The sequence below is a fragment of the Facklamia hominis CCUG 36813 genome, from assembly GCF_000301035.1.
GTDB lineage: Bacteria > Bacillota > Bacilli > Lactobacillales > Aerococcaceae > Facklamia > Facklamia hominis.
Genome location: NZ_JH932292.1, coordinates 419448 through 443626, shown reverse-complemented (window position 1 = coordinate 443626; position 24179 = coordinate 419448). Strand labels below are relative to the sequence as shown.

The 24179-nt window shown below is 39.6% G+C and carries 19 protein-coding genes; all 19 read left to right on the top strand.

All coding sequences use genetic code 11. The features are described from left to right. The first annotated feature begins 27 nt into the window (after window positions 1-27). The 19 genes from frr (at window position 28) to HMPREF9706_RS01880 (ending at window position 24025) form a co-directional block, all read left to right on the top strand. Window positions 28-585: a ribosome recycling factor gene (gene frr / locus HMPREF9706_RS01970; RefSeq protein WP_006907684.1), complete on the top strand. Its 558-nt coding sequence runs from the start codon at window positions 28-30 to the stop codon at window positions 583-585. A gap of 223 nt (window positions 586-808) precedes the next feature. Then, window positions 809-1531: an isoprenyl transferase gene (locus HMPREF9706_RS01965; protein WP_006907683.1), complete on the top strand. Its 723-nt coding sequence runs from the start codon at window positions 809-811 to the stop codon at window positions 1529-1531. A gap of 23 nt (window positions 1532-1554) precedes the next feature. Next, on the top strand, window positions 1555-2352 hold the full coding sequence (locus tag HMPREF9706_RS01960; protein WP_006907682.1) for a phosphatidate cytidylyltransferase: 798 nt from the start codon (window positions 1555-1557) through the stop codon (window positions 2350-2352). Between the two features lie 20 nt (window positions 2353-2372). Continuing rightward, a complete protein-coding gene (gene rseP / locus HMPREF9706_RS01955; protein WP_006907681.1) occupies window positions 2373-3629 on the top strand; it encodes an RIP metalloprotease RseP in 1257 nt (418 codons plus the stop codon). 133 nt (window positions 3630-3762) lie between these two features. Next, window positions 3763-8064 (top strand): PolC-type DNA polymerase III, encoded by a 4302-nt coding sequence (locus HMPREF9706_RS01950; RefSeq protein WP_006907680.1) that lies wholly within the window; start codon window positions 3763-3765, stop codon window positions 8062-8064. 219 nt (window positions 8065-8283) lie between these two features. After that, complete coding sequence (rimP, locus tag HMPREF9706_RS01945; RefSeq protein WP_006907679.1) at window positions 8284-8757, top strand: ribosome maturation factor RimP; 474 nt, start codon at window positions 8284-8286, stop codon at window positions 8755-8757. 16 nt (window positions 8758-8773) lie between these two features. Further along, window positions 8774-10087: a transcription termination factor NusA gene (nusA, locus tag HMPREF9706_RS01940; RefSeq protein WP_006907678.1), complete on the top strand. Its 1314-nt coding sequence runs from the start codon at window positions 8774-8776 to the stop codon at window positions 10085-10087. Window positions 10088-10105: 18 nt separating this feature from the next. Continuing rightward, window positions 10106-10402, top strand: a complete 297-nt coding sequence (gene rnpM / locus HMPREF9706_RS01935) for an RNase P modulator RnpM (protein ID WP_006907677.1) — start codon at window positions 10106-10108, stop codon at window positions 10400-10402. A gap of 30 nt (window positions 10403-10432) precedes the next feature. Then, the gene (locus HMPREF9706_RS01930; RefSeq protein ID WP_231285826.1) at window positions 10433-10729 is read left to right on the top strand and encodes a L7Ae/L30e/S12e/Gadd45 family ribosomal protein; all 297 of its coding nucleotides are present in this window, start codon (window positions 10433-10435) and stop codon (window positions 10727-10729) included. A 21-nt stretch (window positions 10730-10750) separates the two neighbouring features. Continuing rightward, on the top strand, window positions 10751-13009 hold the full coding sequence (gene infB, locus HMPREF9706_RS01925) for a translation initiation factor IF-2 (RefSeq protein ID WP_006907675.1): 2259 nt from the start codon (window positions 10751-10753) through the stop codon (window positions 13007-13009). 16 nt (window positions 13010-13025) lie between these two features. Continuing rightward, window positions 13026-13388 (top strand): 30S ribosome-binding factor RbfA, encoded by a 363-nt coding sequence (gene rbfA / locus HMPREF9706_RS01920; protein WP_006907674.1) that lies wholly within the window; start codon window positions 13026-13028, stop codon window positions 13386-13388. A gap of 23 nt (window positions 13389-13411) precedes the next feature. Continuing rightward, the gene (gene truB, locus HMPREF9706_RS01915) at window positions 13412-14335 is read left to right on the top strand and encodes a tRNA pseudouridine(55) synthase TruB (protein WP_006907673.1); all 924 of its coding nucleotides are present in this window, start codon (window positions 13412-13414) and stop codon (window positions 14333-14335) included. Window positions 14336-14337: 2 nt separating this feature from the next. After that, entirely contained in the window at window positions 14338-15279 is a 942-nt protein-coding gene (gene ribF / locus HMPREF9706_RS01910; RefSeq protein WP_006907672.1) for a riboflavin biosynthesis protein RibF, read from the top strand. Window positions 15280-15424: 145 nt separating this feature from the next. Next, window positions 15425-16444, top strand: coding sequence for a heat-inducible transcriptional repressor HrcA (gene hrcA / locus HMPREF9706_RS01905; RefSeq protein WP_006907671.1), 1020 nt, complete (start codon window positions 15425-15427; stop codon window positions 16442-16444). Window positions 16445-16457: 13 nt separating this feature from the next. Then, window positions 16458-17087: a nucleotide exchange factor GrpE gene (grpE, locus tag HMPREF9706_RS01900; RefSeq protein WP_006907670.1), complete on the top strand. Its 630-nt coding sequence runs from the start codon at window positions 16458-16460 to the stop codon at window positions 17085-17087. A gap of 85 nt (window positions 17088-17172) precedes the next feature. Beyond that, window positions 17173-19011 (top strand): molecular chaperone DnaK, encoded by a 1839-nt coding sequence (dnaK, locus tag HMPREF9706_RS01895; RefSeq protein ID WP_006907669.1) that lies wholly within the window; start codon window positions 17173-17175, stop codon window positions 19009-19011. Window positions 19012-19093: 82 nt separating this feature from the next. Beyond that, on the top strand, window positions 19094-20242 hold the full coding sequence (gene dnaJ, locus HMPREF9706_RS01890) for a molecular chaperone DnaJ (RefSeq protein ID WP_006907668.1): 1149 nt from the start codon (window positions 19094-19096) through the stop codon (window positions 20240-20242). A 219-nt stretch (window positions 20243-20461) separates the two neighbouring features. Next, a complete protein-coding gene (gene lepA / locus HMPREF9706_RS01885; protein WP_006907667.1) occupies window positions 20462-22285 on the top strand; it encodes a translation elongation factor 4 in 1824 nt (607 codons plus the stop codon). Window positions 22286-22501: 216 nt separating this feature from the next. Further along, on the top strand, window positions 22502-24025 hold the full coding sequence (locus HMPREF9706_RS01880) for a helix-turn-helix domain-containing protein (RefSeq protein ID WP_006907666.1): 1524 nt from the start codon (window positions 22502-22504) through the stop codon (window positions 24023-24025). Window positions 24026-24179 lie beyond the last annotated feature (154 nt).

Genomic DNA, 24179 nt, shown 5'->3' with positions numbered 1-24179 from the left:
ATAAACAATACCTTCAGGAGGAATAGAATGGCTGATAATTTATTAAAAACAACGAAGGCTCGGATGGATAAATCCATTGAAGCTTTTCAAAGAGAATTAGGAAGTATTCGTGCTGGGGTTGCCAATGCGAGTATCCTAGATCGAGTGAGTGTTGAGTATTACGGCGCGCCTACCCCTTTAAATCAACTGGCATCGATCACCATTCCTGAACCAAGAATGTTAATGATCTCACCTTATGATAAAGGATCTTTAAAAGATATTGAAAAAGGAATTCTAATGAGTGATGTTGGTATTACACCTAACAATGACGGTGACGTTATTCGTTTAACCATCCCAGCTTTAACCAAGGAACGTCGTGAAGATCTTGTTAAAGTGGTTGGTAAGGAACAGGAAAATGCTAAGATCTCAGTTCGCAATATTCGCCGTGATGCGATTGATGATTGCAAAAAGATGGAAAAGAATAATGAGTTAACGGAAGATGACGTGAAGCGTTACGAAAAAGATATTCAAAAATTAACTGATAACGCAACGGATGAAATTGATCGCCTAGCCAAAGTGAAAGAAGAAGAAATTCGAAATAATTAATCATTATTTTGGTGATTGACTCAAGAATCTTTTATTCAGTTAAGAGGAACTATTAAGCTTTTTATAGATAGGGCTGTGACTTTTAGGTCGCAGCCTTTTAATAATGCTTGCCTGCATTACAGTCAATGAGTTGGCAAGTTAGATCATTTGTGGACTTTATTTTTATTTTCTGGGTGACTTTTGTTATAATAGATACTGAATTTGAATGAACGAGGAGTAAGCCATGCAAGTAACGCCAAATAGTATCCCTAAGCATCTCGCTATCATTATGGATGGTAATGGTCGATGGGCTAAAAAAAGAATGATGCCCCGAGTGTATGGACATCGAAAGGGTGTCGAGCGATTAAAAGAGATTGTCATGCGTTGTCACCAACTTAAGATTAAGGTCTTAACGGTGTACGCATTTTCAACGGAGAATTGGGCTCGTCCTAAGGATGAAGTGAACTATTTAATGAAGCTACCAGAAAGCTTTTTTAAAGATTTCATGCCTCAATTGATGGAAAATCAAGTGAAAATTACGGTGATCGGTCAAGTTGAGGCACTCCCAGCTGAGACTCAAGCAATGATGCGGGAAGCATTGGAAAAGACGAAAGACAATCAAGGTCTAATCCTAAATATTGCCTTGAATTATGGGGGGCGTGATGAGATTCTTCGAGCAGTTCAATCAATTAGTCGATGTGTAGCTAATCAGGAGTTAAAGGTAGATGAAATTGATCAAACCTTGATGGACCAGCATTTGATGACTGGCTTTTTAGGGGATTTAGCCCAGCCAGATTTGATGATTCGTACATCAGGAGAGCTACGTTTGTCGAATTTTTTATTATGGCAGTTAGCCTACAGTGAATTTTATTTTACCGAGGTATTGTGGCCTGACTTTACAGCGGAAGAATTGGATAAGGCCATTGAAAGTTATGCTAAACGGCAACGTCGTTATGGCAAAGTATAATAAATAGAGTAAGGGGATCAGTCATGAAGCAACGAATTATTTCAGCAGTGATTGGATTGGCTATTTTTTTGCCAATCTTAGTAAAAGGGGGGCGTATCTTTGCTTGGGCCATCCTGTTTTTGAGTTTCATTGCACTTTATGAGATTGCTAAGATGAAGAAGATTTCTTTTTTTAATGAGATCGGACTTATTTCTTGTTTCGCCATGGCTTCCATCGTCTTGCCTAATTATTATTATCGGATCATTCTTCCGTTATCTCAGCCGGTGTTTATGTTTTATGTGGCGGCCATGTTACTTTTAGTATTGACAGTATATCGCTATCAAATTTTTAACTTTGTGGATGCGGCAACATTGATTTTTGCAGCGCTTTATATTGGATCTGGATTTCGTTTTTTAATTCAGATTCGAGATGAAGGTTTAGCCACAATTATTTACCTCTTTTTAGTAATTTGGATGACGGATACAGGTGCCTACCTTTTTGGTCGGACTTTTGGGAAGCATAAGTTAGCTAGTCATATCTCACCTAATAAAACCATTGAGGGAGCCATTGGTGGAATAGCTACGGCTTTACTTTTCTCGATGATTTATGCTTGGATTTTTGAGCTGGATATTCGTCATCGTCAGTGGCTACCACTCTTGACCATTTTGATATCTATTTCAGGGCAGTTTGGTGATTTAGTAGAATCAGCTTATAAGCGTCATTTCAACGTTAAAGATTCAGGTTATTTTTTACCGGGACATGGAGGCGTATTAGATCGCTTTGATTCATCAATTTTTGCAGCGATTATGTTTATGGTTTGGCAAAGTATCAGTAAGTTTTAATGCTAGAGAGGGCGTATTAAATGTTAAAAACATTGATCTATTTTTTAATTATCTTTTCTGTCATTGTGGTGATACACGAGTATGGTCACTTATTTTGGGCAAAGCGGGCTGGAATTTTAGTGAGAGAGTTTTCACTAGGTATGGGTCCAAAATTGTATTCCCATCAAGCTGAGGATGGTACAACTTATACGATTAGGATGCTGCCACTAGGTGGATATGTACGATTGGCCGGCCTTAATGAAGAGGAAGAGATTCAGCCGGGGCAGTCGCTCGCTCTTTTATTTAATGACCAAAACCAGATTCAACAAATTAATACCTCTGATAGATCTCTCTCAGTAGAAGAACTTGCTGTTCGGGTAGATAAGGTTGACCTTAAAGATCAAATGATGTTGTGGGCTTATCTTCCAAACCAAGAGGATCTGCAAAGTTTTGAAGTAGCTAAAGATGCTCAAATTATTGAAGCTGATGGAACCAAGCTGATGGTAGCCCCTAGAGAAATGCGCTATGAAGCGGTCAGTGTTAAAAATAAAATTCTGACCAATTTTGGAGGGCCACTTAATAACTTCATTCTTTCAATTATAACCTTTATGATTGTGGGATTTCTTTTACCAGGAATTCCGTCATATTCTAATCAAATTGGTCAGGTTGTTGCAGATTCTCCTGCAGAAAAAGTTGGTTTGATGGCAGGGGATCGGATTGTAAGTTTAAATGATCAGCCGACAGAAGATTGGAATGCCTTAACGCAAGCTATTGGTCAACACGGCGGGGAAACAGTTCGCTTGACGATTGATCGTGGAGGACAGACCCTAACAAAGGAAGCTCACATTGATCAGGATCAAGATGGAAAGGTCGTTCTTGGTATCATGATGGCATCTAAAACGGCGATTAAAGACCGACTTCTTTTTGGTTTTACAGCGACATGGAACACCATTGCCATGGTGGTATCGGCCTTGGCTTCTCTTTTTACACGGGGATTTGACCTGAACTTATTTGGAGGTCCTGTTGCGATTGCTCAGGCGACCTCTACGGTGGCTAAACGGGGAATTCTGGATATTTTAGCCTTCACGGCTTCTTTATCAGCTAATTTAGGAATTATTAATTTATTACCGATCCCTGCCTTAGATGGTGGTAAAATTGTTTTGAATCTTATAGAAGGAGTTCGCGGTAAACCTTTAAGCCAAGAAAAAGAAGGAATAATTACGTTAATTGGAGTGGGCTTTTTGTTTATATTAATGTTATTAGTGACTTGGAATGATATTATGCGTGCTTTTTTCTAAGCTGAAACGTAAAATCAAGTCAAAAAGAAGGGAATCCAGGTGATAGTTGATGCCTGGGTTTTTCCTTATTTATCCATGATTGGTTATTGATCAGTCAAGGCCAAAGATTGGCTTATTAAGAAAGGGGCATTTTATGGATACTCAACCGTCTTTATTTGATATTTTATTGGATCAATTAGCGATTCAAGATACGGATCTACGCCATGTATTAAGAGGTGGACGAGTTGATCATGTGGATGTGTATCAGCAAAGTCAAGAATGGCATTTTTATCTTAGTTTGCCTCGTCGGATCCATCCGGATGTTTATCAGCTGGTTATGCATCAAATGGTGGCAGCTTTCGCTTCGATTGCTAAGGTTGAAGTTTGGTGGTCTTTTGAAGAAGATGAAGATCTTTCGAAGGAAGAATTACTGGAGTATTGGCAGGCTATAAAAACGGTCCTGATCCAAGAATCTCCTTTCTTAAAACTAGCTTTATCGAATTGTAAAGTCGATTATGATCGGGACTTAGGGCTTCGTATTGGATTATCTAGTCAAAGTGTTCAGGATAATTTAGAGGGCAAATACCAGACACTTATTCAGCAGCGTTTAAAACAAGCAGCGATCGAATCGGTTTCTGTGACTTATTATGTTGATGATGAACTTAATCAAAGAGAATGTGAACAGAACCGTCAACGCCTTGATGAGCTTGACCAAGCTTCTTTAATGCGCGCAATCGAACAAGCAGAAAAGAAACAAGAGCAAACGCCGATAGCGAGTGATATACCTGACATTGGTAAAGATATTCCTAATATTCCTGCACTTTCTATGCTTGATTTGATCGATCATCAAAAACGTCAAGTCATTGAAGGCTATGTTTTTGCTAAAGAGGAAAGAGAACTTAGATCGGGGCAACTTTTGGTAATTCTTAAATTGACGGACTATACGTCTTCTGTAGCTGTTAAGTTGATCTCTAATCGTCGATTAAGTAAAGAGCAAATTAGTCAATTTAATAAGGGGGATTGGCTGCGCCTAGAAGGTGATATGGAAGTCGATAATTATTCAGGGGAACTTGAATTTCGTCCACGGTCAATTCGCCGTATCAAGGGGCCGGAACGGTTGGATGATGCTGAAGGAGCCAAACGGGTCGAATTGCATTTACATAGTAATATGTCTCAAATGGATGCTACCAATTCGGTTTCGGATTTTATCCAGCAAGCAGCTAAATGGGGTCATAGTGCTATTGCAATTACCGACCATGCTGGTGCCCAGGCTTTTCCTGAAGCTTATAATGCAGGTAAAGCAGCAGGCATTAAAGTGATCTACGGTATGGAAGCTAATGTTGTAGATGATGGGGAACCAATTGCTTACTTTGAGTCGGATATTGATCTTTTAAAAGCGACCTATGTTATTTTTGACGTGGAGACAACAGGATTGTCTTCGGTATATGACCGAATCATTGAATTGTCTGCGACAAAGATGCACCAAGGCCATGAGATAGACACCTTCTCAAGTTTCATTAATCCACACCAAACTCTATCATCCTTTACGACAGAACTAACATCGATCACTAATGACATGGTAGCTAATGCGCCCGAAGAAGCACAAGTTATCAAGGATTTCGCAGAATTCAGTGAGGGTTGTATCCTAGTGGCCCACAATGCTTCTTTTGATATCGGTTTTTTAAGCCAAGCCTATCAACGGCATTTGAATCGAAAATGTGAACAAGCGACGATTGATACTTTAGCTTTATCTCGATTAGTGAATCCTCACCTTAAAGGGCATCGGTTGAATCAATTAGCCAAACATTATGAAGTGAATCTTGAGCAACACCACCGAGCCATCTATGATGCGCAAGCAACGGGTTTGATCTTCTTTAAATTATTGGACCAGGCGATTGAAGATTATCAAATGACTAACCATCAGTCATTGAACGACCAACTCGGCAAGGGCGATGCCTATAAACAATCCAGACCCTTCCATACGACACTTTTAGTTAAAAACCAAGAGGGTTTGAAAGATCTCTTTAAGCTTATTTCCTTATCCAACGTCAATTATTTTTATCGGACACCAAGAATACCAAGGTCCATCCTAAAACAATATCGTGCTAATTTGCTTTTAGGAACGGCCTGTTCTGAAGGAGAGGTATTCACCGCCATGATGCAAAAAGGTTATGAGGCGGCTTCACGCTTGGTGGATGATTACGATTATATTGAGCTTCAGCCTCTTTCAGTTTATGATGTCCTGATTGAACAAGGATTGGTTAATAGTCAGGAAGACCTTAAAGATATCATGCGACAACTTATACGTTTGGCAAAAGAAAAAAATAAGCCAGTAGTTGCGACAGGAGATGTTCATTATCTAAATCCTCATGATGCGATATATCGGGAAATCTTATTAAAATCCTTAAAAATTAATAGCCACCGTGAGCTGCATTTGCCACCGGTTCATTTTAGGACAACATCTGAAATGCTCGAAGAATTTGCTTTTTTAGGACAAGAAACAGCCTACGAGATTGTTGTTAAGAACCCTAATCAACTAGCGGATTCAATTCAGGATGATATTGAAGTGATTAAGAGTAAGCTTTATACACCAGTCATTGAAGGGTCTGATCAACAAATTCGTGACTTGGCTTATACCCGAGCTCACGAATTATATGGTGACCCCTTACCAGAATTGATTGAGCAACGTCTGGAAAAGGAGTTAAATTCTATCATTTCTAACGGTTTTGCCGTTATCTATTTGATTGCTCAAAAATTAGTGCTCAAATCAAATCAAGATGGTTATTTGGTAGGATCAAGAGGATCAGTAGGATCCTCCTTTGTTGCCACGATGACAGGGATTACCGAAGTGAATCCTTTACCACCGCATTATTTCTGCCCCGATTGTCATTATTGTGAGTTTATAGCAGATGGGTCGGTTGGGTCAGGCTTTGACTTGCCAAGAAAGGATTGCCCACAATGTGGTAAGCCTTTGAAACAGGATGGCCACGACATTCCTTTCGAAACCTTCTTAGGTTTTAAGGGGGATAAGGTTCCTGATATTGACTTGAACTTCTCGGGTGAGTATCAACCCAATGCCCACGCCTATACTAAGGTGCTATTTGGGGAAGACTACGTCTACCGAGCTGGAACTATTTCAACCGTTGCAGAAAAAACAGCCTTTGGATATGTCAGAGGATATTTAGAGCGAAAGCAGGAGCAGCTTCCTCAGGTCGAGAAAGAACGCTTGGCTAAAGGTGTCGAGGGGGCTAAGCGTACCACGGGTCAGCACCCTGGAGGGATTATCGTCATACCAGACTATATGGATGTGTACGATTTTACCCCGGTACAATTTCCTGCAGATGATGTGAATTCACCTTGGCGGACAACTCACTTTGACTTTCATGCTATCCATGATAATATTCTAAAGCTCGATATCTTGGGGCATGATGACCCGACCATGATTCGATTTTTACAAGATATCTCAGGAATTGACCCTCAGACCATTCCGATGGCGGATGAGAAAGTGATGTCAATCTTCTCGAGTCCGGAAGTATTAGGTGTGACTAAAGATCAGATCTATTCGGAAACTGGGACCCTTGGTGTACCAGAGTTTGGAACCTCCTTTGTTCGGGGAATGTTAACTCAAACCCATCCATCTACCTTTGCGGAGCTATTACAAATATCGGGACTCTCTCATGGAACTGATGTTTGGCTTGGGAATGCAGAGGACTTGATTAAGAAGGAGATTGTCCCCTTAGCCAAGGTGATTGGTTGTCGGGATGACATCATGGTTACCTTGATGCAATATGGATTAGAAGATGCTTTGGCCTTTAAAATTATGGAACATGTTCGTAAGGGAAGAGGAATCCCGGATGAATGGCAAGCTGAAATGCGTGCCAATAATGTTCCAGAATGGTATATCGAATCTTGCTTAAAGATCAAGTATATGTTCCCTAAAGCCCATGCGGCTGCCTATATTATGATGGCCCTCAGAGTGGCTTATTTTAAGGTTTATTATCCCTTATATTATTATGCTGCTTATTTTTCAGTGCGAGCAGAGGATTTTGATGTGATTGCTATGCATCAAGGTAAAGAAATGGTTAAGCATCGACTGAGAGAGATTATGGCCAAAGGGATGGAAGCTTCCGTAAAGGAAAACAGTCTGAGGACGGTTTTGGAGTTAGCCAATGAAATGCTTGAACGCGGCTTTAAATTTCAAATGATTGATTTGAATAAATCACAAGCCAGTCATTTTATAGTGGAGGGTGATAGCCTTATCCCACCTTTTAGAACGATTCCCGGACTTGGCGTCAATGTGGCAAAGCAAATTGTCCAAGCGCGTGAAGAGGCGGAATTTATTTCTAAAGAAGACCTACAAAAACGTGGCAAAGTTTCTAAGTCCTTGATTGAATTTATGGATGAAAATGGTGTTTTAGAAGACTTACCGGATGAGGATCAGTTATCCCTATTTTAATTGGCTGTACTTGATTGAGGAGGGTGTATCGAAGACCTGGGAAATAGACCTATAAAACTTGTTGTGTTAATATGGGTGTGTTATAATGGTCATATCAAATGTCTAGGAGGAGTGAGCGGGAACGCTCGCTCTTTTCATTTAATTGTTGTTGTTAGGAAAGCTTGGTTTTCTTTTTAATGAAAAGGAGGGCCATAGAATTAAGACCTAGGAGAGGTGAATATGAGCGCCATTGTTGAAAAAGTCCAACCCCTCATTGTTCCGATTATTGAGGAAATGAATTGTGAGTTAGTGGATATCGAATATGTTAAAGAAGGAAAGAATTGGTATCTTCGTTTGTATGTGGACCAACCCTCTGGTATGGACTTAGATACTTGCGCAGCCATTTCTGAACGAGTGTCTGAATGCCTCGATCAGATTGAACCAGATCCTTTTCCTGCCGCCTATTTTTTAGAAGTCTCTTCGCCTGGAGCGGAAAGACCACTGAAGACAGCTGAACAGATTGCCGCAGCAGTCGGCGAGTATGTTCATTTTGACTATTATACGCCTCAATATGGATCGAAATCTCATGAAGGAGAATTGCTCGCGGTTGAAGCGGAAAGTTATCTATTAAAAGTTCAGGATAAAACGATGACTAAACAACTAACCATCGATAAAGCCAGTGTGGCAAAAGCCCGTTTGGCAATCAAGTTTTAGAATTGGAGGAAATAGTGTGAGTAAAGAACTTGTTGCTGCCATGCAACTGTTGGAAGAAGAAAAAGGAATTAAGCCAGAGGTTATCAAAGAGGCATTGGAGTCTGCATTAGTTTTGGCCTATAAGAAAAACTATGACCAAGCGCAAAATGTTGAAGTAGAATTTAACGATAAAACAGGGGATATCAAAGTTTATTCGGTAAAAGAAGTGGTTGAAACAAACTATGACTCGACTCAAGAGGTTTCCTTAGAAGAGGCTTTAAAGATTAACCGAGCTTATGAAATCGGGGATAAAATAAAATTTGAAGTGACACCTAAGGATTTTGGTCGAATTGCCACTCAGACGGCTAAACATGTCGTTTTGCAACGAATCCGCGAGGCAGAAAGATATATCATCTATAATGAATATATTGATTATCAAGATGAGATTTTAACAGGGACTGTTGAGCGAAAAGATAGTCGCAATGTCTATGTATCTTTGAATCGAGTGGAAGCAATGATGCCCTTATCGGAGCAAATTCCTAATGAAGATTTAGCGATTGACCAACGCGTTAAGGTCTATGTTTCCAAGGTGGATAAGACCTCTAAGGGACCTCAAATTATCGTTTCACGAGCTCATCCTGATTTTTTGCGTCGTTTATTTGAGCAGGAAGTGCCGGAGATTTATGATGGAATTGTTGAAGTGATGTCGATTGCGCGCGAAGCGGGAGATCGGTCGAAAGTGGCTGTTTTTTCACGAGATGCTAATATCGATCCAATTGGAACCTGTGTAGGTCCAAGAGGGGCTCGGGTGCAGGCCATTGTTAATGAATTAAATGGCGAGAATATGGATATTGTTCAGTATAGTGAGGATCCTGAAACCTTTATAAAAAATGCCATGAATCCAGCAGAAGTCTTAAATGTTCATTTTATGGAAGAAGAACGGACTTGTATTGTGGTAGTTCCGGATTATCAACTTTCTTTAGCGATTGGTAAGAAGGGTCAAAATGCTCGACTTGCAGCGCGGTTAACAGGATATAAGATTGATATTAAATCACAAGATTCTTATCAAGCTTATCTAGAAGAAGCAGAACGTCAAGCTCAAGCCCTTGAAGAAGCTGAAGAACAAGTAGCCATCGATGAACAATTAGCTGCTAATGTGGAAGATGAAATGCTTGAGATTAATGAAGAACAGGAAGCCCTTGAGGATCTTCGTCAGACTCAAGAAAAAGCAGAGGCAATCTATGATCCAGAAGATGTTGAAGCCCAAATTGCTGAATTAGAAGAAGACCATGAGCCGGATTATCAAGACTTACTGGATGATGCTGATACAGTTAGCGATGCGGAAGCTTAGATCATAAGGAGGGGAATTATGACCCAAAATAAAAAAAGAAAGATACCCATGCGTAAATGTGTGGTTTCAGGCCAATCCTATCCTAAAAAGGAATTAATTCGAATAGTCCGTACGCCGGAAGGAAAGATTGAATTGGATCCTTCTGGACGTATGAATGGTCGCGGAGCTTATATTGCATTGGAGCCGGAATTAGCCAAAGAAGCTAAGGCAAAGAAGGTTTTCAATCGTGTCTTTAAAACAGAAATTGATGATCAATTCTATGACAAGCTTTTTGACTATATTGATCATCAAAAAGCCAGAAAAGAATTGTTATAAGTTATGATAACCAAACAGAAAGCATTAAATATGTTAGGACTTGCCCAACGCGCTTCATTTTTGGTGAGCGGTGATGAGCAAGTCGAAAAATCAATCAAAGCAGGAAAAGTTCAACTGATTGTCCTAGCCCATGATTTAAGTCAAAATACACAAGATCGCTATGAACGCTTTGCGAAGCAACATCATATTGAGCTTGATCAAAGTTTTAGTCGAGAAGAAATCTCGCAAGCTTTAGGGAAATCACGTGCCATCTGTGGTTTATTAAATCAAGGAATGGCAGAAAAGTTTTTATCTTATACGATAGGAGAAGACGATCAAATGAAATAATTGAATCAGGAAGGTGATTAAATGTCAGGTATTCGAATTTACGAATTAGCTAAACAAGTCAACATGAAGTCAAAAGAAGTACTAAAGGTCGCTCAAAGCCATGGAATGGATTTTAATAGTCATATGTCCTCAATTTCTGAGGAGGAGCAAGCTCAGCTTACTAAATGGTTGAAAGGGGAAAATCCGTCTGCTAAGGATCAAAAGAAAGCAGTATCCGCTGAAGACCAGTCATCCTCTAAAACAAAAGAGTCTCCTAAGAATAAGAAAGAATCGAAGTCACATTCATCCAGTGTAAATCATTCAAAAGATAAGGAACACGTGACGACGAAAGAAAAGAATCCTAAAAAAGAGCAGCGACTAAAGGGACACCAACAGTCAAAAGAACGTCAGTCAGATGAAGAAGATACGCTATCACGGTCCAAAAGAAGAGGTGGACGTCGGGATCGTCGACGTCAGGGTAGAAATAATTCGACGAATAATAAACCACAAAGTAAGGGAATTACAGCTAGAAAGCATAAGGATTTGCCGGAAGAATTCCATTATACGGAAGGAATTAATATTCAAGATATTGCTAAAGCCTTTCACCGTGATGCCACGGAAATAATTAAAAAATTATTGATGCAAGGCGTGATGGCCAATCAAAATCAGGCCCTTTCTACAGAAGTTATTGAATTAATCTGCCTTGAATATGGGGTAGAACCGATCGAAAAGGTCCAAGTGGACGAATCTGACCTTGATGTTTATTTCGAGAATGCTGACAAGCCAGAAAAAGCAATCACCCGTCCTGCGGTTGTTACCATTATGGGACACGTAGACCATGGTAAGACAAGTCTGCTAGATGCTTTGCGTCACTCGAGAGTCACTGAAGGTGAAGCTGGTGGAATTACCCAGCACATTGGTGCCTATCAAATTGAAGTCGATGGCAAACCAGTTACATTCTTAGACACACCAGGGCACGCAGCCTTTACAACAATGCGGGCGCGTGGAGCCAATGTAACGGATATTGTTGTCATTGTTGTTGCAGCAGATGATGGTGTTATGCCTCAAACGGTCGAAGCGATCAATCATGCTAAGGCGGCCGATGTTCCGATCATTGTTGCGATTAATAAAATCGATAAACCTGAAGCCAACCCTGATCGCGTGATGAACGAATTGACCGAATACGGTATTGTATCAGAAGCTTGGGGTGGCGATACGATCTTTGTAAATATTTCTGCTAAATTCAAACAAAACTTGGATGAATTATTAGAGATGATTATCTTAGTGGCAGAAATGCAAGAACTGAAAGCTGATCCAGATCGCTTGGCCTTAGGATCTGTTATTGAAGCTCGCTTAGATAAGGCGACAGGAGCGACTGTGACGCTTTTAGTACAACATGGTAGCCTGCATGTTGGCGATCCAATTGTTGTTGGAAACACTTATGGTCGGGTACGGACCATGGTTAACGATCAAGGTCGTCGTATTCGTCAAGCAGGCCCATCAACTCCAGTAGAAATTACCGGATTAAACGATGCTCCGTTAGCCGGTGATAAGTTTGTTGTCTTCGAAGACGAAAAAACTGCTCGTCATATCGGTGAGGAAAGAGCTCAAAAAGCGCAAGAACGTAGTCGTGATTTGAAGAAGAAAGTAACCTTGGATAATTTATTTGAGACGTTACAAGAGGAAGAGTTACGTTCTGTTAATGTTCTTATTAAAGCGGATGTTCAAGGTTCGGTAGAAGCTTTAGCTGCTTCCTTACTTAAGATTGATGTCGAGGGAGTTAAGGTGAATATTGTTCACCAAGCAGTTGGAGCAATCAATGAATCGGATGTGACCTTAGCTAATGCTTCTTCGGCGATTGTGATCGGCTTCAATGTTCGACCTACGCCACAAGCAAGAAGTCAAGCAGAGGTAGATCAAGTAGACATTCGTTTACATAACGTTATTTATAACGTGATTGATGAGATTGAAACAGCTATGAAAGGAACCTTAGATCCTGAATACGTGGAAGAGATTACTGGTCAAGTTATTGTCCGCGAAACTTATACTGTTTCTAAATTAGGAACGATTGCCGGTTCATATGTCCTCGAAGGTTTTATTGAAAGAAGCTCTAAGGTACGTGTCATTCGTGATAATATTGTGATTTATGATGGAGAAATCGCAAGCTTAAAACGATTTAAGGATGATGCCCGTGAAGTAAACAAGGGTTTAGAGTGCGGTATTATGATCGAGGGATATAACGATCTGAAGGTGGACGATATTTTAGAACCTTACCGCATGGTTGAAGTGGAAAGAAAATAAGTCAGGAGGTGGCAGGATGTCGAACCATCGCTTAGGAAGAGTACGTCAAGAAATTTTAAAAGAAGTCAATGATATCTTGTATTTTACAGTGAAGGATCCGCGGGTTGAAGGAGTAACGATCACTGATGTCGATTTGACGGGCGATTTACAGCACGCGACCATTTATTATTCGACGCTGTCGGACTTAGCTAGTCAACGGAAGAAGACCCAAGAGGGCTTGGAGGCAGTAACCGGAAAAGTACGGTCAGAACTCGGAAAACGACTTCGCCTTTATAAGGCACCTGAGATCGTTTTTGAGCGGGACCGATCAGTTGACTATGGAAACCATATTGATCAATTAATCGATCAAATTAAAGCCAAAGAAGACTCAGTGGACTAAAGATAGAATCATGGAGGAAAGCAATGTATAACGGATTGATCGCCATTTGGAAAGAAAGCGGCATGACCTCCCATGACGTGGTGTTTCAACTGAGGAAGATTTTTGCGATGAAGAAAATTGGACATACAGGTACCCTAGACCCCGATGTAGAAGGGGTCTTGTTGGTTTGCCTAGGTCAAGGGACCAAGCTGGTTGATTATTTAATGGATGGGAGAAAGTTGTATCAAGGGGAAGTAACACTTGGAATTGCAACTGACACGCAAGATGCAAGTGGGCAAGTCATTGATCAAAAACCGATTCAAGTTGCGATTGGAGATTCGCTGATTGATCGTGTTTTATCTGGATTTAATGGTTGGATCGATCAAGAAGCACCCCTGTATTCCGCGGTTAAGGTCAATGGTAAAAAACTCTATGAATATGCTCGAGCTGGAATCGAGGTAGATCCTCCAATACGATCGGTTTGGGTGGATTATTTTAAACGAACAGGACCTAGTATTTATAATCCAAATCAACGTACTCAATGCTTTAACTTTGAAGTATCCTGTGGTAAGGGGACCTATGTACGAACCTTAGCAGTTGATGCTGGTAAGAAGTTAGCTTATCCGGCTCATATGTCTAAACTTGAACGATTGGCGACAGGTGGTTTTAATAAGGATCAATCATGGTCCTTAGACCAATTAAGAGTTTTAAAGGAAGAAGGACGGTTGGATCAAGCTGTCATTCCATTGGAAGTAGCGGTTGCTAACTTGCCTCGCTATGACTTAAGCTCTGAACAAGCCCAAGAAGTTCAAAATGGTGTCCTATTAGAGAAGGATTATTTTGATATTCTACCTGATCCTTATTTAGCTTTATTTGAGGAGGATCGCTTGCTGGCCATTTATCAAGTTCATCCCAAAAAAACAGATTATTTGAAACCTTATAAGATGTTTCCTAAGGAAGAGGGTTAATTATGAAGAAAGTCATTTTGAATCATCCTTATGCGAAAGATGACTTGATTGATACGGAGATTGTCCTTGCTTTGGGTTTTTTTGACGGTGTTCATCTTGGCCATCAAAAGGTGATTGAGCGTGCTCTTCAGATAGGAAAAGCTAAAGGCTATTCAGTCGCCGTTTTGACCTTCAATCATACTCCGAAACTTATTTTTGAAAAAATTCATCCTCATGAGTTTGATTATTTAACAGATTTGCGTCATAAAATGACACACTTTGAAGCTCTGGGGGTAGATATCGTTTATGTGGCTGACTTTACTTGGGATTTAGCGCATTTAAGTCCGGAAGAATTTGTGGAACAATATATTGTAGCTTTGGGCGCCAAAGAGGTTGTTGCAGGTTTTGATTATACGTATGGACCTCGAGAAATTGCTAATATGAGCACCTTACCGATTCATAGTCAAAATCGTTTTATGGTTCATGATGTCAGCCCGATTTTGATTGAGGGTCAGAAGATAGCTTCATCGACGATTCGTCAATTATTGTTACAATCGAAAATTCAAGAAGCAAACCAAGCATTAGGGTATATTTACCAAACATCGGGTCAAGTGATTAACGGTGAAAAGCGCGGAAGAACACTAGGTTTTCCAACAGCTAATATTGCCAGCGATTATAATCAAGTCATTCCAGGTATTGGCGTTTATGTCGTTGAATTAAAGCTTAAAGATCAATGGTATCCTGCGATGGCCTCAATTGGATATAATGTTACCTTCAAAGCCTTGGAAGAGCCTTCTATTGAAGTAAATATTTTTGATTTTGACCGAATGATTTATGGCGAACACGTGGAGATCCGTTGGCACTCTTTTCTACGTCCTGAGCTAAAATTTGATTCTTCTCAGGGACTGATTGATCAGTTGAATCAAGATCGTGTCAATAGTTTAGCGTATTTTAAACAACTATAAATTGCATGGAAATAAGGAATTAGCACTCTTTTGTGAAGAGTGCTAATTTTTTTAGAAAAAAGCTTGACAAAGTATGAATTAGAGGTTAAACTAAAGACAGTTAGCACTCAGATATTAAAAGTGCTAATTAAGTGAGGTGATGGAAATGTTAACGCCGAGACAACATGAGATCCTTGATCTGATTGTTCGTCTTTATGCGAGTTTAGAATCGCCAGTCGGTTCCAAGACCTTGTTGAAAAAGAGCTTATTAGAAGTATCACCAGCAACGATTCGGAATGAGATGGTGGTTTTAGAAAAGAACGGGTATATTGTGAAGGCACATACGTCTTCTGGGCGGATCCCTTCCTATGAAGGTTATCGTTATTATGTAGACCGTTTGATCCATCATGAAAACCGAAGCCTCGCTGACCAATATCAAAGCGACCGCCAAGCCGTCAAAGAAATATTTGACAATCGTAGTCAGGATTCTTTTAAAATGGCAAAGATGGTTGCAGATCTCTTAGTCTCTTTGACTAATTATCCGACATTAATCTTTGAACAGAGTAATGAGGAGCACTTAATTGATAATTTTAAGCTAGTTCACCTGTCTGACCATCAAGTAATGTTGGTCTTACTAACAAATTTGGGCTATGTCGAAAGTCGTATTTATACGATGCAGTTCGATCTTAACCCACAGGTGATGAACGAGCTTATTCAGCTCTTGAATGACGAATTAATAGGCGTTTCTTTAGAAGATGCTTATCAACGGCTCAAGTTAACCATTCCTATGCTAATGCAGAGACGATTTGGCATTGCCTATGATTTTTCGGATCTTGTTGAAAGAGCTATCCATCAAGTGAAGGGCCAACGCTATCAAGTTTTGGCTAAGAATAACCTATTTGACTTGATTGGCGCTCAAGAAGATGTCTCTCATTTTAAAGATTTGTTCAATTTAATAGACGGGTCGAAAGAAATCTTTGAATTGTTAGAACAAAGAGATTTAGGTATTGATGTTTTGTTTGGTCAGGATTTCCTGCCAGTTGGCAATGAACACCTTGCGTTGGTCACTGGGACTGTTAAGCAGGATAACCAAAAAATGACCATCGGTATACTAGGACCTTCCACCATGCGATTTACTCGTATTATCGCATTGATGGAGCAAGTGCTAATCGAATTTAATCATTAAAGGAGGTCATTTAGTGACAGAGAATCAAATGAATCATGATGAAGAGATCACCCTGAATGAAAATCAGGAAGTCAGTCATCCGGAAGCATCCAATCATTCAACAGATGAGGATGTGTTAACAGAAGCTGAAGTCGAAATTATTCCAGAGGATGATAAGACAGAGGATTCCGCAGAAGAAATCCAATCGGAGGCCGTTGATATTCAAGCTTATGAAGATAAAATTGATCAATTAGAGGATCATAATCTCAGACTACAAGCGGAAATTGCTAATATGCAGCGATCGAATAGTCGTGAACGAAGTGAAGCAGCTAAGTATCGGTCGCAATCCTTAGCCAAAAAGTTATTGGATGCGATTGATAATTTAGAAAGGGCCTTAGCGGTTAAAGCGGATAATGAAGAAGCCTTAGCGATTCATAAAGGAGTTGAGATGGTTTACCAACAAATCTTAGCAGCCTTTAAGGAAGAAAAAATTGAGGTCATCGATCCATTAAATGAACCTTTTGACCCGAATTTCCATCAGGCCGTAACCACTCAACCGGTTCAAGAAGGGCAGCAAGCAGATCATGTCGTGCAAGTGTTACAAAAAGGCTATATATTAGACGATCGGATCATTCGTCCAGCGATGGTGATCGTTTCCGCATAATGAGTGATCAATAATCATAAAATTAGTAAATTCAATATTAATAAAATTCTAGGTAAACGAAATTTAAATAAAGGAGAAATGCATTATGGCTAAAATTATAGGTATTGACTTAGGTACAACAAACTCAGCAGTTGCCGTACTTGAAGGTGGCGAAGCAAAAATTATTCCAAACCCAGAAGGAAACCGTACTACGCCTTCAGTGGTTGCTTTCAAAAATGGTGAGATTCAAGTCGGTGAAGTCGCAAAACGTCAAGCAGTAACCAACCCTCATACCGTTGCTTCTGTAAAACGTCATATGGGTGAAGCAGGCTTCAAGGTTGAAGCAGCAGGAAAAGAATATACAGCTCAAGAAATCTCAGCAATGATCTTACAACATTTAAAATCTTATGCTGAAGAATATTTAGGAGATAAGGTAGACAAAGCAGTTATTACGGTTCCAGCTTATTTTAATGATGCTCAACGTCAAGCAACGAAAGATGCTGGTAAAATTGCTGGTCTCGAAGTTGAACGGATTGTTAATGAGCCAACGGCTGCAGCTTTAGCTTATGGACTTGATAAAACAGATAAAGAAGAAAAAGTTCTTGTCTTTGACTTAGGGGGCGGAACCTTCGACGTATCCATTCTTGAATTAGGTGATGGAGTCTTTGATGTTCTGGCCACAGCTGGTGATAATAAACTAGGTGGGGATGACTTTGACCAAAAAATTATTGATTTCTTAGTTGAAGAATTTAAGAAAGAGCATTCAATCGACTTATCTAAAGATAAGATGGCCTTACAACGGTTAAAAGATGCTGCTGAAAAAGCTAAGAAAGACCTTTCAGGAGTTACTTCAACTCAAATTTCCTTACCATTTATTACGGCAACGGATGAAGGACCTCTTCACTTGGAATCAACCTTATCTCGGGCAAAATTCGATGAATTAACTCATGATTTGGTAGATCGAACTAAGAATCCAGTTCGTCAAGCTTTGAAAGATGCAGGTTTAGATCGTTCTGAAATCGATGAAGTAATCTTAGTGGGTGGTTCTACACGGATTCCTGCTGTTCAAGAAGCCGTTAAACGTGAAACCGGAAAAGATCCTAACAAATCGGTTAACCCAGACGAAGTTGTAGCTATGGGGGCAGCGATTCAAGGGGGAGTTATTTCGGGCGATGTGAAGGATATTGTCCTCTTAGACGTAACACCACTATCATTAGGAATTGAAACAATGGGTGGCGTCTTCACTAAGTTAATCGATCGTAATACAACGATCCCAACTTCTAAGTCTCAAGTCTTCTCTACAGCAGCAGATAACCAACCGGCAGTAGATGTTCATGTCTTACAAGGTGAACGTGAAATGGCGGCTGATAACAAGACACTTGGACGTTTCCAATTAACAGATATTCCAGCTGCACCAAGAGGCGTTCCACAAATTGAAGTGACCTTTGATATTGATAAGAATGGTATCGTGAATGTATCTGCTAAGGACTTAGGTACCAATAAAGAACAATCGATTACTATCAAATCTTCTTCAGGTCTATCCGATGAAGAAATTGATCGCATGGTGAAAGATGCTGAAGCGAATGCTGAATCAGATAAGAAACGTCGTGAGGAAGCAGATCTACGTAATGAAGTGGATCAATTAGTCTTCACTACCAATAAGACCTTGGATGAATTAAAGGGCAATGATAATATTTCTGAAGATGAAATTAAGAAGGCTGAAGATGCTCGTGATGAATTGAAGGCAGCGATTGAAGCCAATGATCTTGATCAAATGAAGGAAAAACGTGATGCTTTAATGGAAGTTGTTCAAAACCTATCTGTTAAACTTTACGAACAAGCAGCTAAACAAGCTCAAAGTCAAGAAGCAAGTCAAGCAAATGACGGTCAATCTGCATCGGATGATAATGTGGTTGATGCAGACTTTGAAGAAGTAGACGAATAATCTAAAAGACATTACTTGGGGGCTGGGAGTTCTTCCCAGCCTTCCATTTTAACGAGTTTGTTGTAAGGGAGAGGAGTAGACGATGGCAGAAAAACGAGATTATTATGAAATCCTGGGGGTATCGCGCGATGCCTCGGATGCCGAGATAAAAAAAGCTTATCGTAAATTATCAAAAAAATACCATCCCGATATTAATAAGGAAGCTGGCGCTGAAGAAAAATTTAAAGAAGTGTCGGAAGCTTATGAAGTATTAAGTGACGCACAAAAGCGGGCTGCTTATGACCAATATGGTCACGCCTCGACGGATCCTAATTTTGGACAAGGCTTTGGTGGTTTTGGTGGCTTCTCAGGAGCCTCTGATTTTGGCTTCGATGATATTCTTAATTCCTTCTTTGGCGGCGCTGCTGGTGGTCAAGCTTATCGTTCAGCTAATGCCCCACAGAAGGGGAGAGATTTACAATATCGGATTAAATTGACGTTTGAAGAAGCGATATTTGGTAAGGAAACAACGATTAAATATAATCGCAATGAAGAATGTCATAGCTGTCATGGCAATGGTGCTAAGCCCGGTACTAAACCAGTCACTTGTCATAAGTGTCATGGATCCGGGACTATTCAAGTTGAACGCTCAACGCCATTTGGTCGTGTGATGACTCAAACTACCTGTGATGTCTGTCATGGTAGCGGAAAAGAAATTAAAGAAAAATGCCCAACCTGTCATGGTTCAGGGATTGAATCACAAAGCCATTCGGTTAAGGTAACAATTCCAGCAGGAGTTGAAGATGGAAATCAAATGCGCTTAGCTAATCAAGGAGAAGCTGGACGAAACGGTGGACCTTATGGTGACCTCTATGTTGTCTTCCAGGTACAATCTTCTAAGACCTTTAAACGGCGAGGTTCTCAGATTTACTATCAATTACCGATTAGTTTCTCTCAAGCTGCTTTAGGGGATGAAATTGAGATACCGACGGTTCATGGTAAGGTGAAATTCAAGATTCCGGCTGGTACACAAACGGGAACAAGCTTCCGTTTAAGAGGTAAGGGAGCTCCGGATATTAATACCGGACGAACCGGTGATCAAGAGGTACAGGTAGAAGTCGTGACACCAAAGAAACTAACCGATAAGCAAAAAGAATTGTTGAAGGCTTTCGCCAAAGAGTCTGGTGAATCTGTTAAACAAGACGATGGAAGTTTCTTTGATAAGATGCGAGATATGTTTAATAATGATTAATATTATAAAGCAGACTAGCACGAGGTGTGGGTCTGCTTTTTATTGATTATTAGCTGAGGCGATTGAGCGCTCTATTTTTCGTTAAGAACGAGTCTTTATTTCAGGAGTTTAGCCCGTCCTTATTTTACAAATAAATAATAACTAGAACTATCTATCCTTATAGATTTTTGATAAGATTAAGGGTGATGATTGATAATGCAGTGAAGGAAGTGACTGAATTTGGATATAAATGAACTAAAAAAACGTCAAGAGCGGATTCGAAATTTCTCAATTGTAGCTCATATTGACCACGGTAAATCGACGCTAGCAGATCGTATTTTGCAACAGACCCATACCGTTGCTGAGCGTGATATGAAAGCACAACTACTGGATTCCATGGATTTAGAACGGGAACGTGGCATTACTATCAAGCTTAATGCTGTCGAAGTGAATTATGACGCTAAGGATGGTCAACGATACATATTTCACTTGATTGATACGCCAGGGCACGTCGACTTCGCCTATGAAGTATCAAGGTCTTTAGCAGCTTGCGAAGGGGCCTTGTTAGTGGTGGATGCGGCGCAAGGTATCGAAGCACAGACACTCGCCAATGTGTACTTAGCCTTGGATAATGACTTAGAGATCTTACCTGTTATTAATAAAATTGACTTACCTTCAGCTAATCCTGATCACGTAAAACAAGAAATTGAAGATGTTATTGGCTTAGATGCTTCACAAGCAGCACTTTGTTCAGCAAAAACTGGAATTGGAATTGATACGATTCTGGAACAAATCGTTGAAAAAGTACCTGCTCCCTCAGGAGATTTAGAAGCTCCTTTACAGGCTTTAATTTTTGATTCGGCCTATGATGCTTATCGAGGAGTCGTCTTAAATGTTCGAATCGTTAATGGAATGGTTAGACCAGGAGATAAGATTCGTTTAATGAGTAATCAAAAAGAATTTGAAGTCATTGAGGTGGGTGTTTTTTCTCCCAATGCTATTAAGCGTGATTTCCTGATGGTAGGAGATGTGGGTTATATTACTGCCGGGATTAAGACAATCCAAGATACCCGTGTTGGTGATACGATTACTTCTGCCAATCGATCTGCTAAGGAACCCTTGCCTGGTTATCGTAAGCTTAATCCGATGGTTTTTGCGGGACTGTATCCAGTTGATTCTGCCGATTATAATGATCTACGAGAAGCCCTTGAAAAATTACAATTGAATGACGCTTCCTTGCATTTTGAACCAGAAACTTCTCAGGCGCTAGGCTTTGGCTTTAGAACTGGCTTCTTAGGTCTTCTTCACATGGATGTGGTTCAAGAGCGGTTAGAACGTGAATTTAATTTGAACTTGATTATTACGGCGCCATCCGTTATCTACCGAGTGGTTAAGACGGATGGTGAGGAAGTGATTGTGGATAATCCTTCAGAGATGCCTGATCCAACTGAAATCGATCATATCCTGGAACCCTATATTAAGGCATCCATTATGGTTCCTAATGATTATGTTGGACCGGTGATGGAATTAGCTCAACGAAAACGCGGCAAGTTCATCACGATGGAATATCTGGATGATACTCGGGTGAACGTCATCTATGAATTGCCAATGGCTGAGATTGTCTATGATTTCTTTGACAAGCTTAAGTCTATGACAAAAGGTTATGCTTCCTTGGATTATGAATTAATCGGCTATCAAACGTCTAACCTAGTTAAGTTGGAAGTGCTGCTTAATGGTGATGTGATTGACGCCTTCTCCTTAATCATTCACAAGGACTTCGCCTATCCAAGAGGACGCGCTTTAGTCGAGAAATTAAAAGAAATTATTCCGCGTCAGATGTTTGAAGTGCCCGTTCAAGCAGCTATCGGGAATAAAATTATTGCTCGATCAACCATTAAGGCTTATCGTAAGGATGTAACCGCTAAGCTTTATGGTGGTGATGTTTCTCGTAGGAAGAAATTGCTTGAGAAACAGAAAGAGGGTAAGAAGCGGATGAAGGCTGTTGGTAATGTGGAAATTCCCCAAGAGGCCTTTATGGCCGTCCTACAAATGGACGATGAATAAAATACTTGTTTTAACTGACTTGGTTTGGCGAGTGATGCCAGCCAAGTTTTTTAATTTAAAATAGAATTAGAAGCGCGACTGTTATTTAAAATAATTTCGAATATTAAATAAAATTATTAAAATGATTGACTTTTTATTTCAAATAGGTGATGATAAAATGTGACCATATGATTTTGTCCCCTTTAAATTAAATAGCTACTAGAGAGGTGGTGTCTTATGAGGTATCGGCTACTGTCTCAAAAGGCACAACGACAACTACATATTATTAAGATATTCTATGATCCAGAGATCAAAGCAGTTTCAACAAGGCAACTGGCGAAAATGATTGGTTGTTCATTGAGTATTTTATTAAAGGATCTTGAAGAAATTGAAACATTATATGACCAAGAACTAACCTTGAAAAGAGAAGATGGACAAGTCTATATTGTTATTCATACAGATTATACCTATGGATATTTCTTTCAAAGTTATGCACATGCATGCTCTGAATTTATGATTTTAGACACTTTATTTAAGCGTCAAATTAATACCATGGATGAAGCAGCTGAGATATTTTATATGTCAAGGACGAGTCTCAGTCGAGCTATCCAACGAATTAATAATTTTTTTACCGACTTAGAGATACCCGCTCAGATCACTAAGTCTCCATTAAAACTAGATATGTCAGAAACAGTATATCGGACCTATTATCCATTATTTTTAGATATCTATTATAGTGTGGATGAATGGCTTTGTAAGGATGTCACCTATCAGGAAGTATTGGATTTTTTCCTGAAGGTGAGTGATCATTCAAATTTTATTGAATTCTATATGAAGAATCCTTTTATTTATTTGAGGTTGGCGATCAATATGCAACGAACTTTTGAAGGAAGTTTGGTCGCCAAAGGAGAATGGGCAGTTAGTGATACTAAGTTGGAACATATCTTGAAAAAAATTCCGGAAGATAAACGGCAAATAACGATCGGAGGACGATCCTACACGATTGATAAGCCTCTTTTGTATCAATTAAGCGCTGGAATTGTGGATGATCATATTATTCTCTATCCCCAATGTTTAAAACAAGCTTATTTCCCTCAAATCGCCTATTTTAACCGCTTAAAAGCTCTTTATCAGCAGCTTAAGCATCTTTCAATCAGCTATCAATTGATAAGTATTACGGATGAGCAGCTTCAGTTGATTTCGATTATTATTCATAATTATTGTTTTATGAATCGAATTGTTCGGGAATATTTTTCAGATTTTAATGTGTTTTCCATTGCTGATTATCGGAAAATGATCATGGATTTAAATGATGACTTCGTGAGTGAGTTAGAAGCGTGTATTTATGAATTTATTGAGCCTTTTAAGATTCAAGGGCCAAGCTATGGGCAACTTTGCTTTACGGTCTTGACTGTTTGGACTAATTTGATTAATGATTTAAAAGCTGGAAAGCCAAGATATAAGGCCTTGATCTCTACAGAAAATTATTATTTTGACCGTGCCTATGCGGACTATTTAAACGGACAATTTTGTAATTCGATTAAATTTTACAATACTGATCAACCATGGAATTGGGTGGATGCTCAAAAGCTTGATTATGATCTTTATTTGATTTCGCATAAGATTCCATGTGATCATAAGGAAAGCAGCTTAATTATCACGAATTTATCGACTAAGCAGGTTGTGGAGTGGGTCAAGTCGAAAGTCCAATTATTAGATGAGCAGAATAAAATGGGTGAACTTAGGATAGGGGACTCATAAATAACTAGGGATGTTTCAATGAATAATCAACATTGAAACTTTAAATAACACTGATTCTTTTAAATGATGATTTTAAAAGAAGCAAGCTTATATAAACTTGCTTCTTTTTTGAATGAATAGATTTCGTTTATACATAGTAAAAAACTGCGACTTA